At 65.4% G+C, this 22,845-nt stretch carries 20 protein-coding genes and 1 CRISPR repeat array; of the genes, 7 read left to right on the top strand and 13 right to left on the bottom strand.

Annotated elements, in window-relative coordinates; genetic code table 11:
* Positions 1 to 90 precede the first annotated feature (90 nt).
* Positions 91 to 1,296: an ABC transporter substrate-binding protein gene (locus ACQ1W9_RS18650; RefSeq protein ID WP_431024640.1), complete on the bottom strand. Its 1,206-nt coding sequence runs from the start codon at positions 1,294 to 1,296 to the stop codon at positions 91 to 93.
* Between the two features lie 155 nt (positions 1,297 to 1,451).
* On the opposite strand from ACQ1W9_RS18650, the gene ACQ1W9_RS18655 reads away from it, so the two are divergent.
* Complete coding sequence (locus ACQ1W9_RS18655) at positions 1,452 to 2,195, top strand: dienelactone hydrolase family protein (protein WP_431024641.1); 744 nt, start codon at positions 1,452 to 1,454, stop codon at positions 2,193 to 2,195.
* Positions 2,196 to 3,239, top strand: a complete 1,044-nt coding sequence (locus ACQ1W9_RS18660) for a C45 family autoproteolytic acyltransferase/hydolase (protein WP_431024642.1) — start codon at positions 2,196 to 2,198, stop codon at positions 3,237 to 3,239. It abuts the gene before it with no gap.
* Between the two features lie 154 nt (positions 3,240 to 3,393).
* Here ACQ1W9_RS18660 and ACQ1W9_RS18665 read toward each other — a convergent pair whose 3' ends face one another.
* From ACQ1W9_RS18665 to cas1f, 9 genes are all read right to left on the bottom strand, one after another.
* Entirely contained in the window at positions 3,394 to 3,633 is a 240-nt protein-coding gene (locus ACQ1W9_RS18665) for a hypothetical protein (protein ID WP_431024643.1), read from the bottom strand.
* 108 nt (positions 3,634 to 3,741) lie between these two features.
* On the bottom strand, positions 3,742 to 4,206 hold the full coding sequence (locus ACQ1W9_RS18670) for a DUF3592 domain-containing protein (RefSeq protein WP_431024644.1): 465 nt from the start codon (positions 4,204 to 4,206) through the stop codon (positions 3,742 to 3,744).
* Positions 4,203 to 4,793, bottom strand: a complete 591-nt coding sequence (locus tag ACQ1W9_RS18675) for a DUF4202 domain-containing protein (RefSeq protein WP_431024645.1) — start codon at positions 4,791 to 4,793, stop codon at positions 4,203 to 4,205. Before ACQ1W9_RS18675 ends, ACQ1W9_RS18670 begins: the two co-directional genes overlap by 4 nt.
* A gap of 141 nt (positions 4,794 to 4,934) precedes the next feature.
* Positions 4,935 to 5,202: direct repeats of the CRISPR family, unit length 28 nt; unit sequence TTTCTGAGCTGCCTGGGCGGCAGCGAAC.
* A 130-nt stretch (positions 5,203 to 5,332) separates the two neighbouring features.
* Positions 5,333 to 5,902, bottom strand: a complete 570-nt coding sequence (gene cas6f / locus ACQ1W9_RS18680) for a type I-F CRISPR-associated endoribonuclease Cas6/Csy4 (RefSeq protein WP_431024646.1) — start codon at positions 5,900 to 5,902, stop codon at positions 5,333 to 5,335.
* A 3-nt stretch (positions 5,903 to 5,905) separates the two neighbouring features.
* Positions 5,906 to 6,940, bottom strand: coding sequence for a type I-F CRISPR-associated protein Csy3 (gene csy3, locus ACQ1W9_RS18685; RefSeq protein ID WP_431024647.1), 1,035 nt, complete (start codon positions 6,938 to 6,940; stop codon positions 5,906 to 5,908).
* A gap of 15 nt (positions 6,941 to 6,955) precedes the next feature.
* A complete protein-coding gene (gene csy2, locus ACQ1W9_RS18690) occupies positions 6,956 to 7,933 on the bottom strand; it encodes a type I-F CRISPR-associated protein Csy2 (protein ID WP_431024648.1) in 978 nt (325 codons plus the stop codon).
* Entirely contained in the window at positions 7,930 to 9,276 is a 1,347-nt protein-coding gene (csy1, locus tag ACQ1W9_RS18695) for a type I-F CRISPR-associated protein Csy1 (protein ID WP_431024649.1), read from the bottom strand. The genes csy2 and csy1 overlap by 4 nt, the downstream gene beginning before the upstream one ends.
* 445 nt (positions 9,277 to 9,721) lie before the next feature.
* Complete coding sequence (gene cas3f, locus ACQ1W9_RS18700) at positions 9,722 to 13,063, bottom strand: type I-F CRISPR-associated helicase Cas3f (protein WP_431024650.1); 3,342 nt, start codon at positions 13,061 to 13,063, stop codon at positions 9,722 to 9,724.
* Complete coding sequence (cas1f, locus tag ACQ1W9_RS18705; protein WP_431024651.1) at positions 13,060 to 14,034, bottom strand: type I-F CRISPR-associated endonuclease Cas1f; 975 nt, start codon at positions 14,032 to 14,034, stop codon at positions 13,060 to 13,062. Before cas1f ends, cas3f begins: the two co-directional genes overlap by 4 nt.
* A 442-nt stretch (positions 14,035 to 14,476) precedes the next feature.
* Between cas1f and ACQ1W9_RS18710 the strand changes: the two genes are divergently transcribed.
* The 5 genes from ACQ1W9_RS18710 to ACQ1W9_RS18730 all read left to right on the top strand — a co-directional run bounded on the left by ACQ1W9_RS18710 (position 14,477) and on the right by ACQ1W9_RS18730 (position 18,023).
* The gene (locus tag ACQ1W9_RS18710) at positions 14,477 to 14,626 is read left to right on the top strand and encodes a hypothetical protein (protein ID WP_186809968.1); all 150 of its coding nucleotides are present in this window, start codon (positions 14,477 to 14,479) and stop codon (positions 14,624 to 14,626) included.
* Positions 14,626 to 15,357 (top strand): metal ABC transporter ATP-binding protein, encoded by a 732-nt coding sequence (locus ACQ1W9_RS18715; RefSeq protein WP_431024652.1) that lies wholly within the window; start codon positions 14,626 to 14,628, stop codon positions 15,355 to 15,357. Before ACQ1W9_RS18710 ends, ACQ1W9_RS18715 begins: the two co-directional genes overlap by 1 nt.
* Positions 15,351 to 16,241 (top strand): metal ABC transporter permease, encoded by an 891-nt coding sequence (locus ACQ1W9_RS18720; RefSeq protein ID WP_431024653.1) that lies wholly within the window; start codon positions 15,351 to 15,353, stop codon positions 16,239 to 16,241. Before ACQ1W9_RS18715 ends, ACQ1W9_RS18720 begins: the two co-directional genes overlap by 7 nt.
* A 37-nt stretch (positions 16,242 to 16,278) precedes the next feature.
* A complete protein-coding gene (locus ACQ1W9_RS18725; protein WP_431024654.1) occupies positions 16,279 to 17,448 on the top strand; it encodes a metal ABC transporter solute-binding protein, Zn/Mn family in 1,170 nt (389 codons plus the stop codon).
* Positions 17,449 to 17,639: 191 nt separating this feature from the next.
* Complete coding sequence (locus tag ACQ1W9_RS18730; protein ID WP_146804538.1) at positions 17,640 to 18,023, top strand: DoxX family protein; 384 nt, start codon at positions 17,640 to 17,642, stop codon at positions 18,021 to 18,023.
* A 73-nt stretch (positions 18,024 to 18,096) separates the two neighbouring features.
* Here the strand turns inward: ACQ1W9_RS18730 and ACQ1W9_RS18735 are convergent, their stop codons facing one another.
* From ACQ1W9_RS18735 to ACQ1W9_RS18745, 3 genes are read right to left on the bottom strand one after another with little or no spacing between them, the layout of a single operon-like run.
* The gene (locus tag ACQ1W9_RS18735; RefSeq protein WP_431024655.1) at positions 18,097 to 18,909 is read right to left on the bottom strand and encodes an efflux RND transporter periplasmic adaptor subunit; all 813 of its coding nucleotides are present in this window, start codon (positions 18,907 to 18,909) and stop codon (positions 18,097 to 18,099) included.
* Between the two features lie 13 nt (positions 18,910 to 18,922).
* Positions 18,923 to 20,698 carry a hypothetical protein gene (locus ACQ1W9_RS18740; RefSeq protein ID WP_431024656.1) on the bottom strand — a complete coding sequence of 592 codons (1,776 nt, stop codon included), beginning with the start codon at positions 20,696 to 20,698 and terminating at the stop codon, positions 18,923 to 18,925.
* On the bottom strand, positions 20,691 to 22,844 hold the full coding sequence (locus ACQ1W9_RS18745) for a site-2 protease family protein (protein WP_431024657.1): 2,154 nt from the start codon (positions 22,842 to 22,844) through the stop codon (positions 20,691 to 20,693). Before ACQ1W9_RS18745 ends, ACQ1W9_RS18740 begins: the two co-directional genes overlap by 8 nt.
* Between the last annotated feature and the right edge of the window lies 1 nt (position 22,845).

Below are 22,845 nucleotides of genomic sequence, written 5' to 3' on the forward strand. Positions count from 1 at the left end.
CCCAGGCGAGAAAGAGACGAAAAAGAGACGAGCAAGAAACGAGAAAGGCCCCGCATTTGCGGGGCCTTCGTCGTTGCGGCGGGCCTTCCCTCAGAGGTCGAGGAAATCCTTGGTGACGAAACGACCGTCTTCCACTGTCATCTCCACCACCACCCCGGGCACGTCGCCGTTGTCGTCGAACTCATGGCTGCCGGAGGCGCCCTCGTAGTTGATCTCCTCGCCGGCGGCGATCAGCTCCACCGCCTTCTCCCACTCGCCGGGCAGGATCACCTCGCCGGGGGCGCTGGCCACGCTGCGCAGCGCCGCCGAGAGGCCCTCACGCTCGGCGCTGCCATTCTGCTCGATGGCCAGGGCCAGCAGGAAGGCGGCGTCGTAGGCCTGGGCGGCGAAGACCGCGCTGGGATCGATCTCCGCCTCGTTGGCCATGGCCTCGAAGAGCTCGGCACCGGGGATATCCGGGCTACCGGGGCGGGTGGCGATCATGCCCTCCAGGACGTCGGCACCGATCGCCTCCACCAGGCTGTCGCCCACCATGCCATCGGCGCCGATATAGCGGGTGAACATGCCGCTCTCGTAGGCCTGGCGCATGATGGTCTGGCCGGAGGTGTCGGCATAGGCCAGCACCACCAGGGCCTCGGTGCCGGAGGCCGACAGCGAGCCCAGCTCGGAACGGTAGTCGGCGCGGTTGTCCTCGTGGGCCAGGTTGGCCGCCACCGTGCCGCCCTCGGCCTCGAAGGTGGTGGTGAAGGCCTCCGCCAGGCCACGACCGTAGTCGTTGTTCACATAGGTGACCGCCACCTCGTCAATGCCCTTGTCCAGGACCAGCTTGGCCAGCATCTCGCCCTGGAAGGCATCGGAGGGCACGGTGCGGAACACCAGGTCGTTGTCGTCCAGCTCGCTGACCGCCGGCGCCGTGGAGGCCGGCGAGACCATCACCACGCCGCCGGGGATACCGGCGTTGTTGGCCGCGGCGATGGTCGCCCCGGTGCACAGGGCGCCGACGATGGCGGTGACCTGCTCGGTATTGACCATGCGATCCGCCGCGTTGGAGGCCGCCGAGGCATCGCTGCAGGTGGTATCGCCGGTGGGCATCTCCAGGGTCTGGCCACCGAGGATGCCGCCCTGGGCATTGACCTGCTCGACCGCCAGGCGGGCGCCATCATGGATGGGGGGCGTCAGACTCTCGATACCCCCGGTGAAGCCGCCCAGAAAGCCCACCTTGACCTCGGCCTGGGCCACGCCGGCCAGCGCCGTGGCGGATGCCGCCACGGCCATCGCTAACAGAGCCTTCTTCATGATTGTTCTCGCTGTCGCTGATTGAGGATTGACGACTTAACTCTGGAAGTCCCCGGGGAAAAAGACAAGCTCCCGCCGCCAACGCTAGCGGGGGCCATCGATGCCCCAATGACGGCTTCTATACTGAGTCCGCAACCCCCGACAAGGAGCGCCCCATGGTCCACCCGATCCCCCTGGCCGGCCTCGCCCTGGCCCTGCTCACGCCCCTGGCTTTCGCCGGCGACGCCGTCACCTACACCGCCAATGACCAGGCCTTCGAAGGCTACCTGGCGATGCCCGAGGGCGAGGCCCGGGGCGGCGTGCTTATCATCCACGACTGGGACGGCCTGAACGGCTACGAGCAGCGCCGCGCCGAGATGCTCGCCGAGCAAGGCTACGCCGCCTTCGCCGTCGACCTGTTCGGCGCCGGCCACCGTCCCGAGACCACCGAGGCCCGCCAGGCCGCCACCGGCGCCCTCTACCAGGACCGGGCGCACCTGCGCGAGCTGCTGCTGGCGGGCCTGGCGACGGCCCGCGACCAGGGCCTCCCCGAGGCCAGCGTGGTGATCGGCTACTGCTTCGGCGGCACCGCCGCCCTGGAGCTGGCCCGCGCCGACCAGGCCGAGGGCATCCACGGCTATGTCAGTTTCCATGGCGGCCTGGCCACCCCGGAGGGCCAGGCCTGGCCCGAGGACGCCCCGCCGCTGCTGATCGCCCATGGCGGCGCCGACCAGGCCGTGCCCATCGGCGAGCTGGCCGGGCTGGTGGAGGAACTGGAGGCCGCCGGCCTGAGCTATGAGGCCCAGGTCTACGCCGGTGCCCGCCACGCCTTCAGCGTCTTCGACGGCGACCGCTACCAGCAGCGCGCCGACGAGCGCTCCTGGGCCGCCTTCCTCGGCTTCCTCGACGAGGTGCTGTAAATGCTCGCCGTGACGCGACTGAGCGGCGGCCGTCATGATCTGGGGTACGCCCACGGCGCGGCCCATGCCACGGCCATCCAGGCCAGCCTCGCGGCCTACGCCCGGCTCTTCCACGACTTCGCCGGCCTCGACTGGCCCCAGGCCCGGCGCGACGCCCTGGCCCTGCTGCCGGCCATCGAGGCGCGCTTCCCGGCGATCCTCGACGAGGTGGACGGCATCGCCCGGGGCGCCGGCGTCGAGGTGGAGGATATCCTGGTGCTCAACTGCCGCAGCGAGATCGCCCTGACCCATGCCGGCGACGGCTGCTCCGCCTTCGGCCTGCAGCGCCACGGCCAGCAATGGCTGGCCCAGAACTGGGACTGGCGCGGCGACCAGCAGGCCAACCTGGTGGCCCTGGAGATCCGCGGCGACAAGGCCCCGGCGCTGCTCAGCCTCGGCGAGGCGGGCATGGTGGCCAAGATCGGCATGAACGAACACGGCCTCGGCGTCTGCCTCAACGCCATTCGCTCGCGCACCTGCGGCGACGGCCTGCCGATTCACTTCGCCCTGCGCCAGTGGCTGGAGGGGCGCGACTTCGATAACGCCCTGGCCACCCTGGAGAGCGGCGGCGTCGCCTCCCCCGCCCACTTCCTGGTGGCCAGCGACACCGGCCGGGCCCTGGGCCTGGAGGTCAACCCGGGCCCGGCGGGGCGCCTGACGCCCCGGGACGGTGTGGTGACCCACACCAACCACCTCTGCGATCCCGGGCTGCGCACGCGCCTGGCGGACTACCCGCGCCCCGACTCCGGCCCCCGCCTCGGCCGGCTCGACGCGCTCCTCTCGCCGCCCCCGGAGGCTCCGGACGCCGAGGCGCTGTTCGAGATCCTCAGTGACCACCACGGCTACCCATACAGCCTGTGTCGCCACCCCGACCCGGACCAGCCCGAAGCGGAGCGCATGGAGACCCTGTTCGGCGTGGTGATGAACCTCGACCGCCGCGAACTCTGGCTGCGCCTCGGCAAGCCCTGCCGGGCCAGCAGCCAGCGCCTCGTACTGGCGCCCTGAAGCGAGCTCCCCCCTTGCGATTCTTCACGCCTTGGCGTGCATACCACCGTGGGAGCGCAGATTCTGCCGGTCCGACGCTTCGGCGATATCGACCGAAGGGCGATCCTGACTGGTCCCCAGTAGAGCTCCACTTCTCCCTCACGACGCCCTTCGCCTAGTGCCCCTCGCCGAGCTCCCCCTTCAGGTACTGCTCGGTGGTCAGCAGGAAGAGCCGCCGGAACAGCTCATGGATCGCCTCCTCCCGGCGCATCGCCAGCAGCTCGCGATCCTCCACGGAGAGCTTGGGGTCCTGGCGGGGATACTCCCAGGCCAGGCGCACCGAGCCGGAGCTGGCATCGCAGATCTGTAGGGTGGGATTGGCGCCCCGCAGCCCGGTATTGATGCGATAGGACATGACGACCTCCTTGATCGACGCAACCAAATGACAACGATTATCATTTACAATGATGCAATCTAGGAGGCCCGGGGCAGGCTGTCAAGCCGGCGACTCACCGGAAGGGAGCTAGCGGAAAGACACGAACAGTGCCAGCAGGGCCATCAGTGCCAGGAAACCGCTCAGCCCCAGGCGTTGCCAGGGAATAGCCGCCTCGCCGAACTGGGCGCAGCGGGGATCGTCGGGGCGATAGCGCAGCGTCAGGCGCCGCCCCTGGGGATAATCGGCCAGGTAGGCCTCGGCCCGCTCGCGGCGGGCGAACAGCGGCGGCGCATCGAAGCGGGCGTTATCGGTGTGGTAGTCCCGGCCCTCGACCCGCAAGGTCACGGCGATCCGGGCCTGATAGCGGGGCGGCGACTCCTGGTGCTCCCGCCTGGCGCCCTGGGTGCGCACCGCCACCACCTCGCTGGCCGTGACGACCGCCTCGGCCTGGGGCCAGCGCTTCACGTCCCGCCGCCGCCAGACGGCACGCGCACTGAGCCAGGCCCCGAGGCCGGCGGCCAGGGCCACCAGCAGGGGCAACGCCGCCGTCATCCCGCCAGTGCCTCCTCCACCAGGGCCCGCGCCTCCGCCGCCATGGGCAGCCCCAGGGCCAGCTCATGGGCCCGCGGCGACATCTTCTTCCAGGTCTTCTGCACGATGCGGATCAGGTGATCGTGCTCCACCTGGCGCGAGAAATCGGCGAAGTAGTTCTCCAGGAACACCAGGCAGGCGCAATCCTCCACCGCCTGGGTGCCCTCGTCCCGGCCCAGGCCCTGCTTGCGGATCATCCGTGCCACCTGCTCGGCCTCCTCCGCCGTATAGCCCGCCTCCTGCATCAGCCGCGCCGCCGTCTCCCCGGCCCGCTGGCCCTGGTCACGCCGCCAGGTCAGGTAGCCCACCCGCCCCTCGGGATAGTCCCGGCGCGGCACCTGCCAGCGCTGCAGATGCTGGGCCCGCACCGCCAACTGCACCAACTCGTCGGGGGCCGCCACCAGTTGCTCCAGCCAGGCGCTCATGCGCCGGCCATGCCATAGCTCCAGGGGCAGCGACTCGCCCTCCACCTCGATATGGCGCGGATCCTCGGCATGCAGGGTGTCGATGGCGGCAAGGCTCTTCTCGAAAGGGGATTCGGCTGGCATGGGCTGGCTCCTCGGGGTGGGTTCGCTTAAAGCCTAACAGGCTCGGCGCCCGCCAGGGCGACCGCAGCCAACGCTTTTATAGATTCAGGGGAGTTACGGGACAACGCCACTTCTCCACACGCAAGAGATCTCGCGGCCATCTTTCTAAGCTGCCTGGGCGGCAGCCAACACGTTGCCCACGTTGCGATTGGTGAGCTGTTTTTTCTGAGCTGCCTGGGCGGCAGCGAACTCCTGCGCTGTCTATCGTGGATCCGCGGCGACTTTCTGAGCTGCCTGGGCGGCAGCGAACGGCTTCGGGTATACCGGCACGGAGCTGCTGGTTTTCTGAGCTGCCTGGGCGGCAGCGAACGATTACAACTTACGGTTGCCCATCCTCCCGATTTTCTGAGCTGCCTGGGCGGCAGCGAACTAGAACGATTCAAAAGTAAGCGACTGATTGTTAAAGAGCAATGGCTTGATAGAACAACGCCTCCCTTTTCAGAGAGGCGCCAGTAACACTTTGATTTTCCAGATCTTAGTTTGGCCGCCCTAAAAAAGGGTCAGAACCAGGGAACAGTGGCCTCACTACTCAATCCGTAATGATTGAAGCGCCCAGTGACTGGTTCCGATTGGGCTTGGCCATGCTCGATAAATAGCGCAAACCGCTGCCCACTAGAGCGGCTGCTGACCTGCACGAAAGGCAGGGCGATCTGCCGTGCGGCCGGCGCATCCATCAAGCGCTGCGCCTCTTCGGTTTCAATGCCATGCCGCCGGGCATAACGCTTCGCCCGGCTGGGGCTTCCGGTATTGAACTGTCGACGCCGAACAATCCGGTACTGCACTTCGGCGGGTACTGCTTGTACAGGATCCAATGTGACGTGGTCACGCATGCCAGTGAGCCACGGGATCGCCATCAGTTGCTCCAATCGCGACTTCTGAGCATGCAATCGCAGCCGATCTCCCGGCGTACGTGCACGCACGCCGGTCTTGTGGTCGGGGAAGCTCACTCCAATATCATCGGCAGATAGATCATACAGTGCCCGATGCAACTTGCTGTAGAGCGCCCCCATCAGCATTGCAGGCTGGAAATCCGGATCGGGCCGTAGGCGAATATCGAGATAATGATCCATGGTTTACCCCGCATCGCCGAATACGCCACCGCGAATAAGGGTCGCCATCACGAAGTGCTGCTGCTCGATAGGTGGCACCTGATCCTTTAACAACCAGTTATCGAGCAGGTTGTAGAAGTCCATTTTCTGCTTCGGCTGACGGTAGGCACTCCCCTGAGTGGTCACCGAGCCATAGGGCTCTACTGCGATGGGGCCAAGGTCGCTGCCGTCTTCCGGCGTCGGATACCAAGTATCGATGGTGCGCAGGGCATTGCCCAATTTCTGGGAGTGGATGGCGGCATTTTTATCGTCACCAATGCTGTAAAGTGTCTTGCTCTTGTCCCCCCGACTGCGATCCAGAATCAGTTCCTGAGAGGGGAAGACCTCTTGACCGGCACCGACACGGGCAAAGGCCACCACATCCAATAGCAGATAACGCTTTCCGGACAGCGACTCGTTGATGAGCTCGCCTAGCTCACGAGTCTCTTTGCTGCCTTCGAAGTTTCGCAGGGAGTGATCGAGCGCATTAAAAGTCCATTTCTTCTCCGCTTGGCCATCTTTCATCTGGCTGACGATGACTTCGACCTCTTCTGCACCGACACGATTGCGCCACAGGAACCGGCCATTGGCGAGATTGCAGGCATAGCGGTGAGCGAGCTCGCCAAAGCCATACTCGTTGACGTAGCCCGTTACCGTCTGCGCCAGTTTCTTCTGGTATTCGGCATTGTTGCAGGCGGAAGGCGTACCCGCTCCGGCCAGTACGCGCAGCGTGAAATGCACGGCCAAGGTGTCGGCATCGTGCGGCAGCGCTGCGACATCGACTGTCTGAAGGTTGGGGTTCTCAATGGCAGCATCTAGCTTGGCCGGATCTTGATCCTTGGCCTTCAACCGGTTGGAAATGGTGCCACGAACCGATTTTTCGCGGACTGGGATACCACTCCACTTCGAAGATTGAGTGCGGCCATCCCAGTTGCCAGCGCTGAACAGTGCATCGGACGGATCGAGCTTGCGCTCGAAGGCGAGGACGGAGGCGGTTTTGAGTGTGTCGTTCTTGGCCATGAGAGGTATCCTGCGTCAGTCGTTGGTCAAAGTGTCGATATAATCGTTGCTCAAGCGATAGAGACCACGTTCGAGGTCATTCTCCACGAACCACATCAAGTCTTCGGGGTGCTTGATTCGGTGAGGGCTTACCCATTCGCCGATCGAGTAGAGGCTTTCAACGAACTGGAACGGCACCTGAGGATCTCGGGCATTCGCCACCGTGCCAGGTTCGAAGAGGCCGGAAATGGCGCCATAACCCACCGGGATCGGCACTAGCCAGCCAGGATACGGGCGGCGAACCTCCCAGCTGACTTGGTCCTTGCCGTTATCGTCTTCACCCCTAGTGATCCGACACTCGTGATTGAGCCGCGACAGGTCGAGCCAGGCGTCCAGCGGTGTAGCACTGTCGTCGTTCGCTTTCAGCGTGGCGGTATGCTCCGTGAGCCGATCATCCCGAAGTACCAGCGCAAATCCTGGCAGCAGCTTGCGCTTGAGCCTGCGCCACTGCTTCGCACCTTTTTCCTCATCGGCATCGAAACTGATCAGTTCCGGCCGGTGGTGTCGCTCACCAGGGCGAGGCGGCATCACACTGCCACCCGCAATACGCATGCCCTGCACTTGCTGATAAAGCTGTTGAGCAATGGCCTGGCGGCGCTCTGCGCTTGTCAGGTCGTCGCTACCGTCTGCCTCAACGCCGATCAACAATGAGACTTCCAGATGTGTTCGGCCCTCCTCGACGATGGCCGCGGTGCTGCCAGTCTTGTCTACAGGATTACGGGTAAGGTGGAAGGCACGAGTGAAGCCACCCGATGTGACTTGAGGGTCAAGACGGTGACACACCACCCCGATCTCGTTGAAGACCAGCTTGATATCATCCGGCAGGTTGCGCTCCAGCGCCTGCATCAGTCCCATGAAGGCGCTCATGGCAGGAAAGCCCCAGGTCATTGGGCTGGAGATGGTATTGGCGCTCTGGATACGCAGCCGGGGAAGCAGAAGAAGATGCTGGATCATGCCGCGTCTCCTTGATCATCGTCTTCATCACGTAGAGCTTCTTGAAGATCGTCGAGCTGTTGGCGGAACTCTTTCACGATGCCCTCAAACTGATGTTTCCAGTGATGGTGTTCCGCATCGCCGAGGCTGAGAGGGCTTTTGTAGCTCAGTTCACGGTTAAGCCAGCTGGCTGCACGTGAGCTGATGACTTCATGCCAGTTCGACTGCCGGCGCGCCTCGGCAAATTCGCTATCCTCATCGGCTCGCCCTGGATCCAGCCAATACTGCTCTTCCGGGGCCAACTGACACTTCTCATCCGCCGTCCAGCCAGGCGCCAAGGAGTGGATATCGAATGTGAACAACATCAGCTCGTCGACCAGCATGGCGGTGAGGTCGTCGCGCAGGTCACGGGTGTGCATGTTATTGGCAGGATCCGTTTCCAGAAAGCGCTTGAGCTCATCCACGATGCGCCAGACGTTCGGGCGCCTTTTGAATGCTCGGAAGGGGTCTCGCATCGGTGCGTACACCCCGCGCGACTCCCAGTTTGGCGGTAACGATGCCAGCAGATAATTCTGGCCGCCTCGCTCGCTATTGAGCTGCGAGATGTTCTGCGGCTTGGTGCCGCCGAGTTTCTGGACTGCCAGATTGGGGTAGCTGGTATAGCCGCCCTCATATGGCGCCTTGTCCTTCAACGCCTTACGTGCCGCCTTGTTGTAATCGCCAAAGAACCAGGTGTTGGGACTGACCTGCGCATAGAAGCGGTGGGTAAGCGCAGTGGCATAGAGCGGTGCCAGCAGGTGGTAGCTTTTATCATCGGTAGGGTTATCGCCGACCAGCCAGTAAAGCTGTTTACCCATGACATGAGAGCTAGGCGTCCCCTTGGGCTCGGTGATGCTTGCGAAGGCGCGCACCCAGCTTTCGGCTTCCTCGCGATCTTGGCTCAAGGCATCGATCAGTGCTTCGTCGAAATCGAGCGCCCGCTCCAGCAGCGTACGCCCTTGCCACTCCAGTTTCAGGAACTTGTAGACATCAAGCGCTGCCGCGTTGCCAACGACGTCGCCCTGAAAATCGGCAGGCAAGCAGTGACTACCCACCAGGCCACTTTGGCTCAGTTGGCCGGGCTCGACGTAGAGGTTCGTGCCCTTGGCATCCGGGTGAGTCGCCTTCAGGGAGTGCGTGACCACCTGAAGCTGGCCGACGCGACGGGCCGCATCGGCCAGCCAGGTTTGCGGCTCGAACTGCTGCTGGAGAACAAGATACTTGGGATCGTCCGCTGGGAGTTTTTCCATCTTGGTCGCGAAGCGGTCATGGATAAACCATTCGACCAGGTCGCGTATAGACGCATGGTGTTGAGGCTCTGACATAGGTTCCCTGCCTTTGCTTGGGTGGCATGCCCAAGGCATGTCATAATGAGCCCTGAAGCGTCGCTGCTGCTTCGGGGCGTGGGTTTAGACAGGCAAGCCTGTCATACGGTTATTATCTTGCGGTGGTAGCCGGCCACGCTGCGTATCCTCCTGCCCACACTGATCCAGTGAGCTTGGGGCTAAGTGCTCAACTCAGCTTTGCTTCTCCGTTTGCGTGGGCATTGCCCTGCCCACGCAAACAACATTACATAGCCATGCGCTCCCAGGTCAACCATTACTGTCTAACAATCCCATCACACCATAGCAGAGCTTAAAGTTTGCTATCAGGATCGAGTAGACTCCCATGGCTGCTGAAATAGCAGCTCAGAAAATTACTGCCTAGCAATCGAGCTAAGCCTCTTCTGCCGCACAGGCAGCCTCAGCCGGCCCGATCCAGGCCGGCTACTTACTTCCGCCTCACGAACCCCAGCGCCGGGTGAAAATGCCATCCCTGCGGGGCGTAGTTCGTTTTCAGGCGGATGCGACCGAAGCGCCGGGCGCAGCGCTCTAACTCCATGTCCATGGCCTCGGCTTGATCCGCCAGTGCGGCCATGTAGTCGGGCTCGTTCCAGGGCGCGATGCGAGGCTGGTGAAAAACGTCCTCCGGTATCCGATCCAGCTCGGTCTCCACGGGTGTCAGCCTCTCCTCCCTACCCTCCTGCTCCACCCGCCAGAAGCCGTAGTCTTCCTCTGTTTCATCCGGGAGCAGCACGAATTCGCACTCCGGTTCATTGTCCTCCCGAAAGGGGTGATGCTGTATCGGTAGCGCCCCGAGGGTCATCATTGCAGGGCGATAGAAGAGGTAGGCCCCAAGATGCACCTGTGCCGGCTCACCGCGACGCCTGCGTCGCTGGCGACCAGGAGCGGCATCGGCTCCCTCGATCATGAGCGAGGCAAGTCGAGCATGCTCGAGATCGACCAGCTTGTGTGCCGGCTCTAGCATCTCCCCCGGCAACAGACGTGGGCGCGAGTCGATATGGTCGATCTCAGCCTCTCTCAGAAGCTCCGCCAGTTGGTGCGACCTCAGCGGCCAATCCCGCTCGGTCTCGAAACCTGGCCGGCTGAAGGCCGACGCGACCCGTTTCAGGTGCCGCACGTTGGTTCCAAGCAGTGCAATGTTAGGTGCATGAACGGGGGTAGGACGGTGGCGGCGCACGCGACCTGCAAGCTGAATGATCGAGCGCATCGATGAAGGCTCGACCACGGCCCAATCGTAATCATGGTCGCGGCCTACTTCAGTGACCGGCGATCCGAGCACGATGAAGAGGTGATCCTGAGCGGAGCCGCCATCGAGCCGAACGCGAACGTCGGCGAGGTCGAAAACGGCATCCTCGTTGCGCCGGTCGAGCGTTCGATCCAGGCGCGCTTCCAGACGCGAGCGCAGCAGCAGCGGAAACTGGGAGTGGTAGACGCAAAGATGAATTTGCCACCCTTCCGGAATGTCCGACCGGTAGAGCGCCTGGGCAACGGCGACCAGCGGCTCGATGTTGGCCATGCGAACCAGGCCAAAGCTGACTCGCTTGTCACTATGGGGATCGACGGCGTGGTGCTGCTCGTGAAGGGAGCAGGCTTGGGTGAGTATCGTCTGCGCGACCGCCTGATGTACGGCGTCCGGATGGGCACTAGGAGCAGACAACGGCACGAGATAGCCACGACGGGCCGGCGTCTGCTCACCGAGCCGAACGGCGCGCTGCTGAGCAAACTGCCTATGAGCGGCATCGAATTGCTCACCCTCGGCGCACTGCTGCTGGACGCAGCCATACTCGTCGAACCAGGCACAACAAGGACTCACCGGAGTACCGGGAATGCCACGATGCCGCTGATACTCTGCCCGGCCGACGCAATAGGCCTCGAACAGACCACGCACCAAGGCAGGCGGCAGCGTGGCCGAGGAGAGCAGCACCCGCGAGCCGAGCAGCCCTGCCCAGTACACCAGGCGCGTCAGGCCGGGTAGATCATTGATATCGAAGTCATCCGGCTCATCGAGCACGAGATCACTGCTCATCAGCCGCAGCATGGGGGCGATCTGATGACCACCGCGAAGGCTCTCCGTGGCCGGTATCAGGTGGTCGATGGTACAAACCAGCACCGGCGCACCGATCAGCGCCCGGGCATGCGGGTCATTCGCGGCTCGCGCCAGCAGCGGATGTTCGTCGACCTGACCTTCGAAATGGACATGGCTCTGCTCATCCAGCAGTGCGGCGCGGGACTCTGAGCCCCCGCTCTCGTGCTGCTGGTGCTCGAAGAGTGCGCGGCTGGCACTGCCACCCACCCGGATGGCCAGATCGTCGCTACCCAGCCCAAGCCTCTCACGGTAAACCTGCCCGGTTTGCAGCGTGAGCGTTCTCAGGCCGAGGGCTATCGAGAAGCGAGCGCCTTCTTCGGGATCGCTCAAGGCGTACATGATGCGGCCATTGGCGATGGTCTTGCCGCAGCCGGTCGAAGCCATGTTGATGCCAAAGAAGCCCTGTTCACGGGCCTTGTCACGCAACCCTGCCGCCAGATCGAATGCCTTGTCCTGCCAGCGAAAGCGAGGGTCGCGACTACGCTGGCGAAAGCCCTTGTGCCGCGCGATACGCGGCAGGGCGCTAGCCATGTCCGGCAAACGATGGACGATTTCGCCCGCCGCCCGGGTTACGCCCAGCAGGTGCTCTTCCAGGGGCTGGCATAGCTGACGCTTGCCATGCAGCACAGCGGTATTGGCGTATAGCGCGGTCGACCAGGCACCGGGGAGCCGCCCTGTGCCGGTCAGGCTCGAATAGTGGTGATCCGCCAGCATCAACGCCAAACGCGCCAGGTGCATGACGTAGGGAGACTCCAGCGGCGGCGTCGATACCCTAATTTCTTTTAGTTGCCGCGCCAGCCGCCGACTGCGCTGCCGCCATGTGTCCGTCGTGACAGGCAAGCCATGCGGGAATTCCCAGTACGGCCCGACGTCTTGTGTCTCGGCCAATTCGACGCATTCGTTCCAGGCCGCCGTGATGGCCTCGGGAAGCGCCGGCAGGTTAGCGGCGTTCATGCTGGCGCGAGCCCCGACCCATTTTTGTCGGCCGTTATCGTCATAGGCCGGCAATGCCGGCAAACGGTGATGACTCAGGACCAGCCAGCCAATCGCAGCGGCAAGCGGCGGCAGTTGGATAAAAGGCGTTTTCTCCCCGGCGGCGACGTCAGCCAATCCATCGCTCTTGAGGTAGCCCAACCAGCGTGCATCGTCGTCGGATGAGGGATTTTCGAGCCGAGCAAGCCAGGTCTTATCATCGTCATCGCCCACGAAGGCTTCCAGCAAACGCAGCGACACCCATTCATGCCGATAGCGGTTGCGCCCCTCCAGACGCCCATGGAGCCGATCCTGGAATGCGCGGCTAGCCTTGCCCAGGTCATGGAACAGAGCGGCCATCGACGCCAGCAGATGAATCAGGCGCCCGCTGTGCCAGTCATTCTCATCCTCGGCACGCAGGATATTGCAGCGCGTGGTGTTGGTCGGAGACGCCCCCTTCGCATTGAACTGGGCGGCATCACCGACGATCCACATCAGCTCGCTGTGATCACGCCCACGGATCCAGTGGCAGGCCACGGCAGTGTTCTTGCGTGCCGTCTTGCGCAGCAGCTTCCTGAGCGTAGCGAGCCCTTCCATGGTGATCGGTGTCTGCCAGGTGCGATCGCCGCGACGCTCGGCGAACTGATCCAGAATGCGGCGCGTCTCCACCAGGGCATTCTTGCTGCATTGAGAGACCAGCAGCACATTCATGCCTGAACCTCCCCCAGATCCTCAGCGACCGCCTTCAAGGTATCGATCATGAAATCGAGGGATTCGGTACGGGTTAGCCGCTCGATGCAGGCCTGGCGAAACTCCTGCTCCTCGTCGCCTCGCATGGCGGAGAGAAAGGCCTGAGGCAGGATGACCGCATCCTTGACCAGGTCGGCCACATCGAAGACCAGGCCGCCACGACGGGTCTTGCCATGCAGCACCGCCAAGCCATGCGGGATACCCAGCACCCAGGTGGCCGTGGCGGCCAGCCCATAGGCGAGATAGTTGCCATGATCGAGGAAACGGTTGGCGGGGTCGGTGCCACTGCCGCGCTTGGCCCGGGTGAAATCACCATAGCTCACCGCCTGGGCGGCAAGCTTGAAGAGGCCCTTGGTCAGGCGAGCCTCCAGGGTCAACAGGTCGGTCGTGCTGGGCGCCTGCCCGATGGCCTCGCGATGCTGGCCAAGCACTTTCCGCAGCACCTCGGGAGTCACCGCGAAGCCGGCCTCCTTGAGCGGCCGGCCCACCCAGAGCGCTTCGACCCGCGACAACCGCGCCAGTTGGAACGCCCGGGCGGCCTCCAGACGCTTCTCGTCGTCGAACCAGAAGCGCACCCAATGTTGCAGGTATTCGGTGGGCCGGTATTCGCTCTGGGGCGTCAGCCAGGCGATATCCACATCGACCTCGTTGGCGGCAAACAGCGGTGTGCCGCCGCCACCGCAGAAACCGACCAGCACCCCGGCCTTGGCCAGTTCCCGCATCGCTGCCTGGGTAATGGAAGTACCGGTGCCCAGCAGCAACGAGGTGGTATTGGCGATAGGGATATTCCAGTAGAGCGACTGGCGCCCCTCGTCGGTGACATACTCGACGCGACCGCCATTGACCAGCACCCGGCAGTGCTGCAGGTAATAGAGATTGGCCCGCTTCGAGTGGAGTATCGTTTTCAGATCGGAGGGGGATAGGTCATCCATGACGAGTCCTTGCTCTAGCAGGTCTCTCTATCCAAGCACTCCTAACCCGGCTTCACCACCCACGGTGCCAACGCACTGCCACTGCCTTGATCTCCGTTATCCCGCCTGATCGGGGATCACTGCCGCCCCTTGTAATGCCTGCCTCCGACGAGTAATTGACAGCACCAGAATAAAATATGTTATAACATACCAAAATAGAGACCTGCCTATGTCGTGTCGATGCTGGTGGGGCCCAAGGGCGGCTGGCTCGCGCGCCGACGGCAGTCGCGGCTACGCCGGAAGGTGACGCCATGAGGCCTTCGGGGGCTGCCATTCCGTGCAAAATCCTCGATACTGCCCGCTTTCGGGGCCAAGACCCGGTGCAAGTCGCAGGAAGTCGTGTCATCATTTCCGGCTTTCTTGTTATGTTATATCTACGCTTTTCGGTTGAGAGGGCCACAGCATGGCACACCGCTCACATCGGCACCGCCAGGAAGGGCCGTGCCACTTCTCATTGATGTCGCTCTCCGCCGGGCGCCGCCTGTTGCTGGCGGCCGCGCCGCTGGCGGCGCTGTGGTTGACGGTCGCCTGGGCCGCGGGATGGTGGGGCTGATGGCTGGCGACGCTTCCAGCCGGCTACGGCTGCATGACCTGAGCCTGGCCCAGGCCAAGCGCACCGTCCTCGAGCAGGTGGACGGGCGCTTCCGCGACGGTGCCATCACCGCCCTGATCGGCGCCAACGGCGCCGGCAAGAGCACCCTGATCCAGGGCATCATGGGGCTGCTGCCGCCCCTCGCCGGGCAGGTGGAGTGCGCGGTGCCCAAGGAACGCCGCGCCTGGCTGCCCCAGCAGCTGGCCCTGGACCTGACCTTCCCGATGAGCGTCGAGGAGCTGGTGATGACCGGCAGCTGGCCCAGCCATGGGGCGCTCAAGGGCTACTGCAAGAATCACTACCGCAAGGGCCGCGAGGTGATGAGCCGGCTGGGCATCTCGCACCTGGCGCACCGCCCCCTGGGCGAGCTCTCCGGCGGCCAGCGCCAGCGCGCCCTGATCGGTCGCACCCTGATGCAGGAGGCCGAGCTGCTGCTGCTCGACGAGCCCTTCGCCAACGTCGATGCCGAGACCGTCGGCGTGATCATGAAGGTGCTGCGCGAGATGGCCGATGCCGGCGCCACCATTATCGTGGTGCTCCACGATATGGAGCAGCTGTCGCGGCTGGCCGATGAGGTGATGGTGCTGGGCGGTGGCCATGCCCGCTGGACCACGGTGGAGGAGGTCGCCGGCGGCCGCGCCGATCGGGTCACGCCGCTCTCCCTGGGCATTCCGGGGGTGCAGGCATGCTAGAACTCCTGCATGAGTGGCTGATCGCGCCCTTCGACTACGGCTTCATGAAACGCGCCTTCGTGGCCGGCCTCGCGCTGTCCCTGGCCGCCCCGCCCCTGGGGGTCTTCCTGATGATGCGCGGCATGAGCCTGATCGGCGATGCCATGGCCCATGCCATCCTGCCGGGGGTCGCCCTAGGCTTCCTGCTGGCGGGCTTCTCGCTGCCGGTGATGAGCCTGGGCGGCATCCTTTCCGGCCTGCTGGTGGCGACCCTGGCGGGCAGCGTGTCGCAGATGACCGGCCATCGGGAGGACTCGGCCATGGCCAGCTTCTTCCTGATCTCGCTGGCCGCCGGGGTGATGCTGGTCTCCCTGGGGGGCAGCAGCGTCGACCTCACCCATGTGCTGTTCGGCTCCATCCTGGCCGTCAATACCCAGGCCCTGGTGCTGATCACCGCCATCAGCAGCGTCATCGTGCTGACCATGGCCTGGCTGTTCCGCGCCCTGGTGGTGGAGTGCCTGGACCCGCTGTTCCTGCGCGGCCAGGGCATGCGCAGCGGCCTGGTGCACGGCGTCTTCCTGGGCCTGCTGGTGCTCAACCTGACTGCCGGCTTCCAGACCCTGGGCACCCTGATGGCGGTGGGCCTGATGATGCTGCCGGCCACCACGGCGCGCTTCTGGAGCAAGCGCCTGGAAGGGCTGATCGGCGTCGCCGTGGTCTGGGCCATGCTGGCCAGCAGCGGCGGCCTGCTGCTGTCGTACCACCTGAGCATCCCCTCCGGGCCCGCCATCATCCTGCTGGCCGGCAGCGGCTATGTGCTCTCCGCCCTGCTGGGCCGCCACCATAGCCTGCTGGCCAGGTACCGGCGCCGGGCCACCCCCCTGGAAACCGGCGAGGCCGCCTAGGCCTCGCCACCCTACCTTCGATTCGAGGAAGCTAGATATGCGCAAGCCCCTTGCCCTTGGAATGCTGCTGGGTGCCGCCGGCACCTTGGCCGCCGCGCCCCTCTACGCCGACGAGCGCCTCGCGGTGGTGGCCAGCTTCAGCATCCTGGCCGACATGGTGGAGAACGTCGGCGGCGAGCACGTTCAGGTGCATGCCCTGGTGGGCCAGGACAGCGATGCCCATGTCTACTCCCCCAGCCCCCGGGATGCCCGCGCCATCGCCGATGCCGACCTGGTGGTCTTCAACGGCCTGCGCTTCGAGGGCTGGATGGAGCGGCTGATCGACTCCAGCGACTATGCCGGCGCCCTGGTCACCACCACCGAGGGCATCGAGCGGCTCGGCTACCAGGGTCACGACCATGGGCATGCGCATGGCCACGATGACCATGGGCATAACGACCACGACGATCATGGTCACGACGACCATAACGATCATGGGCATGACGACCACGACGATCATGGCCACGACGACCATAGCGATCACGGCCCCGATGACCATGGGCAAGACGACCATAAGGGCCATGCCCATGGCGACGATGATCCCCATGCCTGGCAGGATCTGGCCAGGGCCAGGGTCTATGTGGGCAATATCCTCGACGGCCTGGTCGAGGCCGACCCGACCAACGAGTCGGCCTACCGTGCCAATGCCGAGCGCTATATCAACGAGATCGAGGCCACCGACGCCGAGATCCGCGAGCTGCTGGGCGAGATTCCCGCCTCCACCAGCATCATCACCGGCCACGATTCCTTCGGCTACTTCTCCAGCGCCTATGGGCTGCGCTTCCTGTCGCCGGTGGGCCTCTCCACCGAGGCCGAGCCCTCCGCCGCCGATATGGCCCAGTTGATCGACGTGATCCGCGAACAGGACGTGCGCGCCCTGTTCCACGAGAACATGACCAGTCCGGCGGTGATCAACCAGTTGGCCGAGGAGACCGGCCTGCCCATCGCCGGCACCCTCTATGCCGATGCCCTGGCCGCCGAGGGCGAGGCCAACACCTACCTGGGCATGATGCGCCATAACGCCCGGGTGCTGCATGCGGCCCTGGCCGAGCCGGGGCATGACGATCACGGCCATAACGACCACGACCACGACCACGACCACGACCACGACCACGACCACGACCACGACCACGACCACGACCACGAGGATCATGGCCATAGCCACTGATCGACGACGAGTTTGGCTGGATTGGGCGCTGCTTCGGCAGCGCCTTTTTTATGGTTCATCGCATTGTGGCGTGACGACGACGCCATTATTCACTTAAAAGAAACAGTCATATTCCATATTTGGCGATTATCAAGCAATAAAAACACAATAGACTGCGGGCATTCCCTGACAACTTCCAAGAGGAAACCGCCATGCAAGCCTATGCCACTACCCTGTTGCGTCTCTCCCTCGGCGTCATGACCCTGGCCCACGGACTGCTGAAGATCTTCGTCTTCACCATTCCCGGCACCGTGGCCTTCTTCGACTCCCTGGGGCTGCCGGCCATCTTCGCCTACCTGACCATCCTCGCCGAGGTGGGTGGCGGCCTGGCCCTGATCCTGGGCATCTACACCCGCTGGGTGAGCCTGGCCCTGGTACCCCTGCTGATCGGCGCCACCGTGCCCCACCTGGCCAACGGCTGGCTGTTCTCCAATCCGGGTGGCGGCTGGGAGTTCCCGCTGTTCTGGACCCTGGCCCTGCTGGTGCAGGCCGGCCTCGGCGGCGGCAAGGCGGTACTCCACCCGCGCTTCGCCTAAGCCAAGCATTGGCACAAGCCACCAACACAACGGCGCCGCCCCCAGGGCGGCGCCGTTGTTCGTTATCCGTTATTCATACTTGTTCGGGAATCAGCAGGACGCAGCGGATGCCTGCGGGCAGCTGCCGATCCTGGTTATCCAGCACCAGCCTTACCCCGAAGGTGCCGCTCGCCGCATCGAAGACGCGGTCTACCGTCTCCACCTCCGCTTCATGGCGCCCCGCGAAGGGGGGCCGGGTCTCCACCATCAGCGTCATCCCCGGGCGAATCCCGGGGAAGTGGGTCAGCGGCAGAAAGGCCTCCACATGCAGGCGATCCATGGCCACCAGGGTCATCAGCACCGACTGCTCGTTGACATACTCCCCGGGGTGCATATGACGCACCAGGACGACCCCATCGAAGGGGCTGGTCACCTGCCGTTGCGCCAGGAGGATATCGGCCCGCTCGCGTTCAAGCTGGGCGAGTTCATACTCCAGTTCGGCAAGTCGCAGCTCGGCATTGGCCAAGGCCTCCTCGGTACGGCTGCGCTCCAGGCCCTCCGCGGCGACCAGCTGCCGCTCGCGTAGCTGGGCGGAACGACGCCGCTGGGCACCGAAATAGGCCACGCGGCTGCGCCCCGATTCGATGGCGGCACGATTCGCCGCCCGTGTTTCGGCAATACGCAGGGTCACGGCCTCCAGGTCAGCGGTCAAGCGCGCCACGACCTGCCCCTGGGTCACTCGATCACCGCGATCGACGAGCACCGCTTCCAGCAGGCCTTCCCCCGAGGCGCCCAGCTCCACGCTGGCACTGGGCTCGATCAGACACTCCTGAATACGCAGCTCATCGGCCCACAGCAGCGGGGCCCAGAGCCCCAAGCCGATCAGCCAACCGCGCCATGCCCGCATGACTCCCTCCTTCCTACTCCGAGAAGTGCAGCAGCCGCTGCATCCCCTGGTCGCGTTGCAGGAGACGCCGCTTGAGTGCGGCACGCTGCCTGGCCAGCCTGCCGGCTCGCCAGCGGCTGCCACGCAGCCCCAGCGGGGACCAGGGCCAGCCTGCCGCGTCGCCGGGCAGCATGATCACCGCGCAGCGTCGCACCCCCGGCCAGCGCCTCACCACCAGCGCCTGGGCCAGCTCGACGGGGTCCTGGTCCGCGGTCAGGATCAGGACCGCCGCCTCGGGTCGATCTTCCCGGTCGCCCCCGTAGCGGCAGGCCCTTAACGCCGCGGAAAGGGACAACACGGGCGCCGCGGTGGTCTCCAGGTCCGTCACCAGGGCATCGGGCAGCACCAGGCCACAGGTCCCGGGCGCGGCGGCCTCGAGCCGCTCCCGGGCATGCGTCAGGGCCTCTGCGTCGCTATGCACCGAGACCTGGTGAAGGGCGATGCTCGTCGGCCCGGCCGGAGCACGCCGCCGCCACAGGGCGCAATCATAGAGACGCGCCAATTCATGACTCACCGCCTGGCGATACCAGCCATAGCCCCCCAGCCGCTCCAGCCCACTCAGCAGGGAGTGCACCCGGGCCTGACTCAGCAGGGCATCGGACCTGGCCAGGCCCTGCTCGACCTCGAGCAGGGTTCTCAGTCCGGGCCGCCAGGCATCCAGGAGCGGCTGCAGGCGTTCCTCGGCAATCGCTATCCCTTCGGGACCCACCACGTATTGCCGGTCCGCCTGCCAGGCTCGGGTCACCAGCAGGGCGGCGGCCACGGCCTCATGGCGCAGGGCCGGATCCAGCAGGAGTCCACCCCGCGAATGGGCCAGCCCCTCGAGGACACGTCCGCCCTCCTCGGTCAATTCGGGCAGGCGCTCATCGCCACAGAGGACGAAGTGGCGTTCGGGGTGCAGTAATTCGGCCAGGGCCAGGGCCTGGGTCGCCAGGGCCCTTTCACTGCTGCAGGCGTCCTGACTCCGCAGGGCGACGGTATCGAGGGCCCGGTCACAGAGCAGCTCGCCGGCATCCACCAACAGGGCCAGGCAGGGGTGCCCGGAGGAGACTAGCGCTCCCTGGGGCGCCGTTTCGGCGAGCCTGGCGAGGCGGCGACGCAGCGCCACCCCAGAGCGCCGTGCCTCCCGGGCCCCATGCAACAGGTCCAGGGCCAGGGTGGCCAAGGGCACACAGACCAGGGCGGCCCCATAGGCCTGGCGGCGCAGGTCACGGGGATCCTCGCTCGAGATCCGCGCGTGGCTCAGCTCGAGGGCCGCGGCCGCCGCCATCAGCCGCCGCGCCCTCAGGCCTCCCGGCTCGCCCTCGGGAATGATGCACAGTACCTGCCAGCCGGCCTGGGCCGCGGCCAGCGCCGCCAGCTCACTGGCGCGATGCCCCGACTGCGGGTCGTCCCCCAGGACCACGCCGCCCAGGAGCATGTGCCAGGCATCGATCAGCAGGGCCGTGTCATCATCCCAGCCCAGGCGACGCGCCAGCCCCACCAGGACCGAGGCGGCGCCCGGGCCTAGCCGCCGCTCGCGTAGCGCCTGCATCAGTTGCCGCCCCGGCCCCTCCTGTGCGGGGCGCCACCGGTCCTTCACCAACGCCTCCCGGAAGCGGGCCTCGAGGTGCCGCTCCCGCCCCGGCCAGCGCCCGACCCAGGAGGAGATCAGGTTCCAGGCCACGGCCCCCCGGGAGGGAGGCTGCCCCCGGTGCGGAATCCACAGGTGCGCACCGCGTGCCGGACCATGACTCAGGGCCTCAGACATTGAGCCGCTCCAGGAAGACCTGGCGCACGGCGCGGTAGAGCTGCGCGGCCAGGGGCGCCTTGCCATGATCGAAGCGCAGGTAGAGCCGACCGCCGACCCCGCGCATCCCGGCCAACCCCGGCACCTCGGCCTCCAGGGTGAAGAGCGGCTCCAGGCTGAGCGGCCGCTCCGGTGATGCCGGGTCAAGGGCCTCGCGGCCGCCGCCTTCGGCGCTCAACACCAGGCTGGGAAGCTCGCCACTGGCCGAGGGCACTAGGCGCAGGGCGGTGGCCTCCAGCACCCGCCGCGGCGCCTCGGCGGGGCGCACGGCCACGCCTCGGGTCTGCGACAGGATCAGGTCGATGCGCGTCTGGGGGACGACGCCTCGCACCACCGGGCGCCGCGGGTCGATGATCAGGGCCAACTGCTTGCCCCGGGGCAAGTAGCGACCCACCAGGTGCTGGTCCGCGGGCAGGGCCAGGATACCCGTCGCCGGGCTGAGCACGGTCAGGGCCTCGCGCCGCTCCCGGGCCTCGTCGAGGCGCGCCTCGACCAGTTCCAGCTCGGCGGTGAGGATGCGTTCCTGGACGCGGTCGTTCACCGCCGCCAGGGCCCGGCGCACTTCCAACTCCTCGACCCGGGCCTCCATCACCCGAATCTCGGCATCCAGCAACGGCGCCTCGAGCCTGACCAGGGGCTCACCCGCGACGACCGGCCCCCCCGGCTCGGCCAGCACTTCGGCGACGAAGCCGCCGGCCGAGACATGCACCACCGCGCGCTCCGGCACCCAGAGCACCCCCTCCGCCAGGGTGGCATGGGGCACCGGCACCAGGCCGACGGGAAGCAGGATGCCACCGAGCAGCAGGGTCGTTGCCAACCAGGCCCGACCGCGATGCCGGGTGAGCCGCGGGCTGGTAAGCAGGAAGGTCACGCCCTTCAGCAGGGGCCAGATCAACATCTGCGCCACTGCCCAGATGGCCAGCAGTACCCCCAGGGTGAAGAAGAGCGAGGCCACGAACATCACGATGAGGGTCATCAGGAACATGCGATAGACGAAGGAGGCGATGGAGTAGACAAACAGCCAGCCTCGCTCCCCTTCGGCGGTCACCGGAGACCGGGCGTCCTGCATACCGAAGAGGTAGTGCTGCACCAGGTAGAAGACATAGCGATTGGCGCGCATAAAGAGATTGGGGATCTCGAGCAGGTCCGCCAGCACATAGTAGCCATCGAAGCGCAGCAGCGGGTTGCCATTGAACAGCAGGGTGGAGACGCCCCCCACCACCATGGCATTGAAGGCGATGGCGCGCACCAGCCCTTCCTCGGCTTCCAGCCAGACGAACATCGCCAAGGCCGCCAGGAGCAACTCCACCATGATGCCCGCCGCCCCCACCGCGGCCCGCTGCCACTTGCTGGGATAGGCGGTCGCCGCCGAGGCATCCACGTAGGGGACCGGCATAAAGACCAGGAACATGATGCCGAGCTCATGCACCTCGCCCCCCCAGCGCTTCACCATCAGCCCATGCCCCAGCTCATGGATCGCCTTGACGACGATGAAGACCCCCACCAGCAGCGGCAGGTTATGCAGCGACATCAGCTGGCTGGACACGTCCGCGGCGAGCCCCTCCCAGTGCATCACCGCCAGCACCGCGGCGACGAGCACGACCCCCAACCACAGCACGCCGCCGATACCGCTCAGTAGCGGCCGGAACAGGGGATAGAGCAGATCGAGGAGACGGTCTGGATCGAGCAGCGGCAGGCGGATGGCCATGGGGCTACGCACCCGCTGCAGCCATTGGCGGCGACGATGGCGGTCGCGGCGCTCGAACAGTGCCTCCAGGTCCAGGGCACTAGCATGGCTCAGGGCATCGGCGGCATGCAGGGTACCCAATAGCTGGATCGTCTCGTCCTGGGTCGGGGCCGCCTCGCCCAGGCTGGCCACCACCTCCTGCCAGGCCTCGTCCAGGGTGCGCTCGCCATCCAGCCGGGACATCAGGCGCTGCGCCCCCGGCGCGAAGCGATGATAGCGGCCCGAGACCGGGTCCTGCAGCACATACCAGGGCTGGCCACGATAGAGATGACGATGCAGGCGAACATGGGGACGCAGCCGGGGCCGGGACGCCGCCACGGCCCCCCAGTGGACGCTGAACAGGGAACCCTCGCCAGCCATC

The sequence above is a fragment of the Halomonas sp. H5 genome (assembly GCF_050613175.1).
Lineage (GTDB): Bacteria > Pseudomonadota > Gammaproteobacteria > Pseudomonadales > Halomonadaceae > Bisbaumannia > Bisbaumannia salifodinae.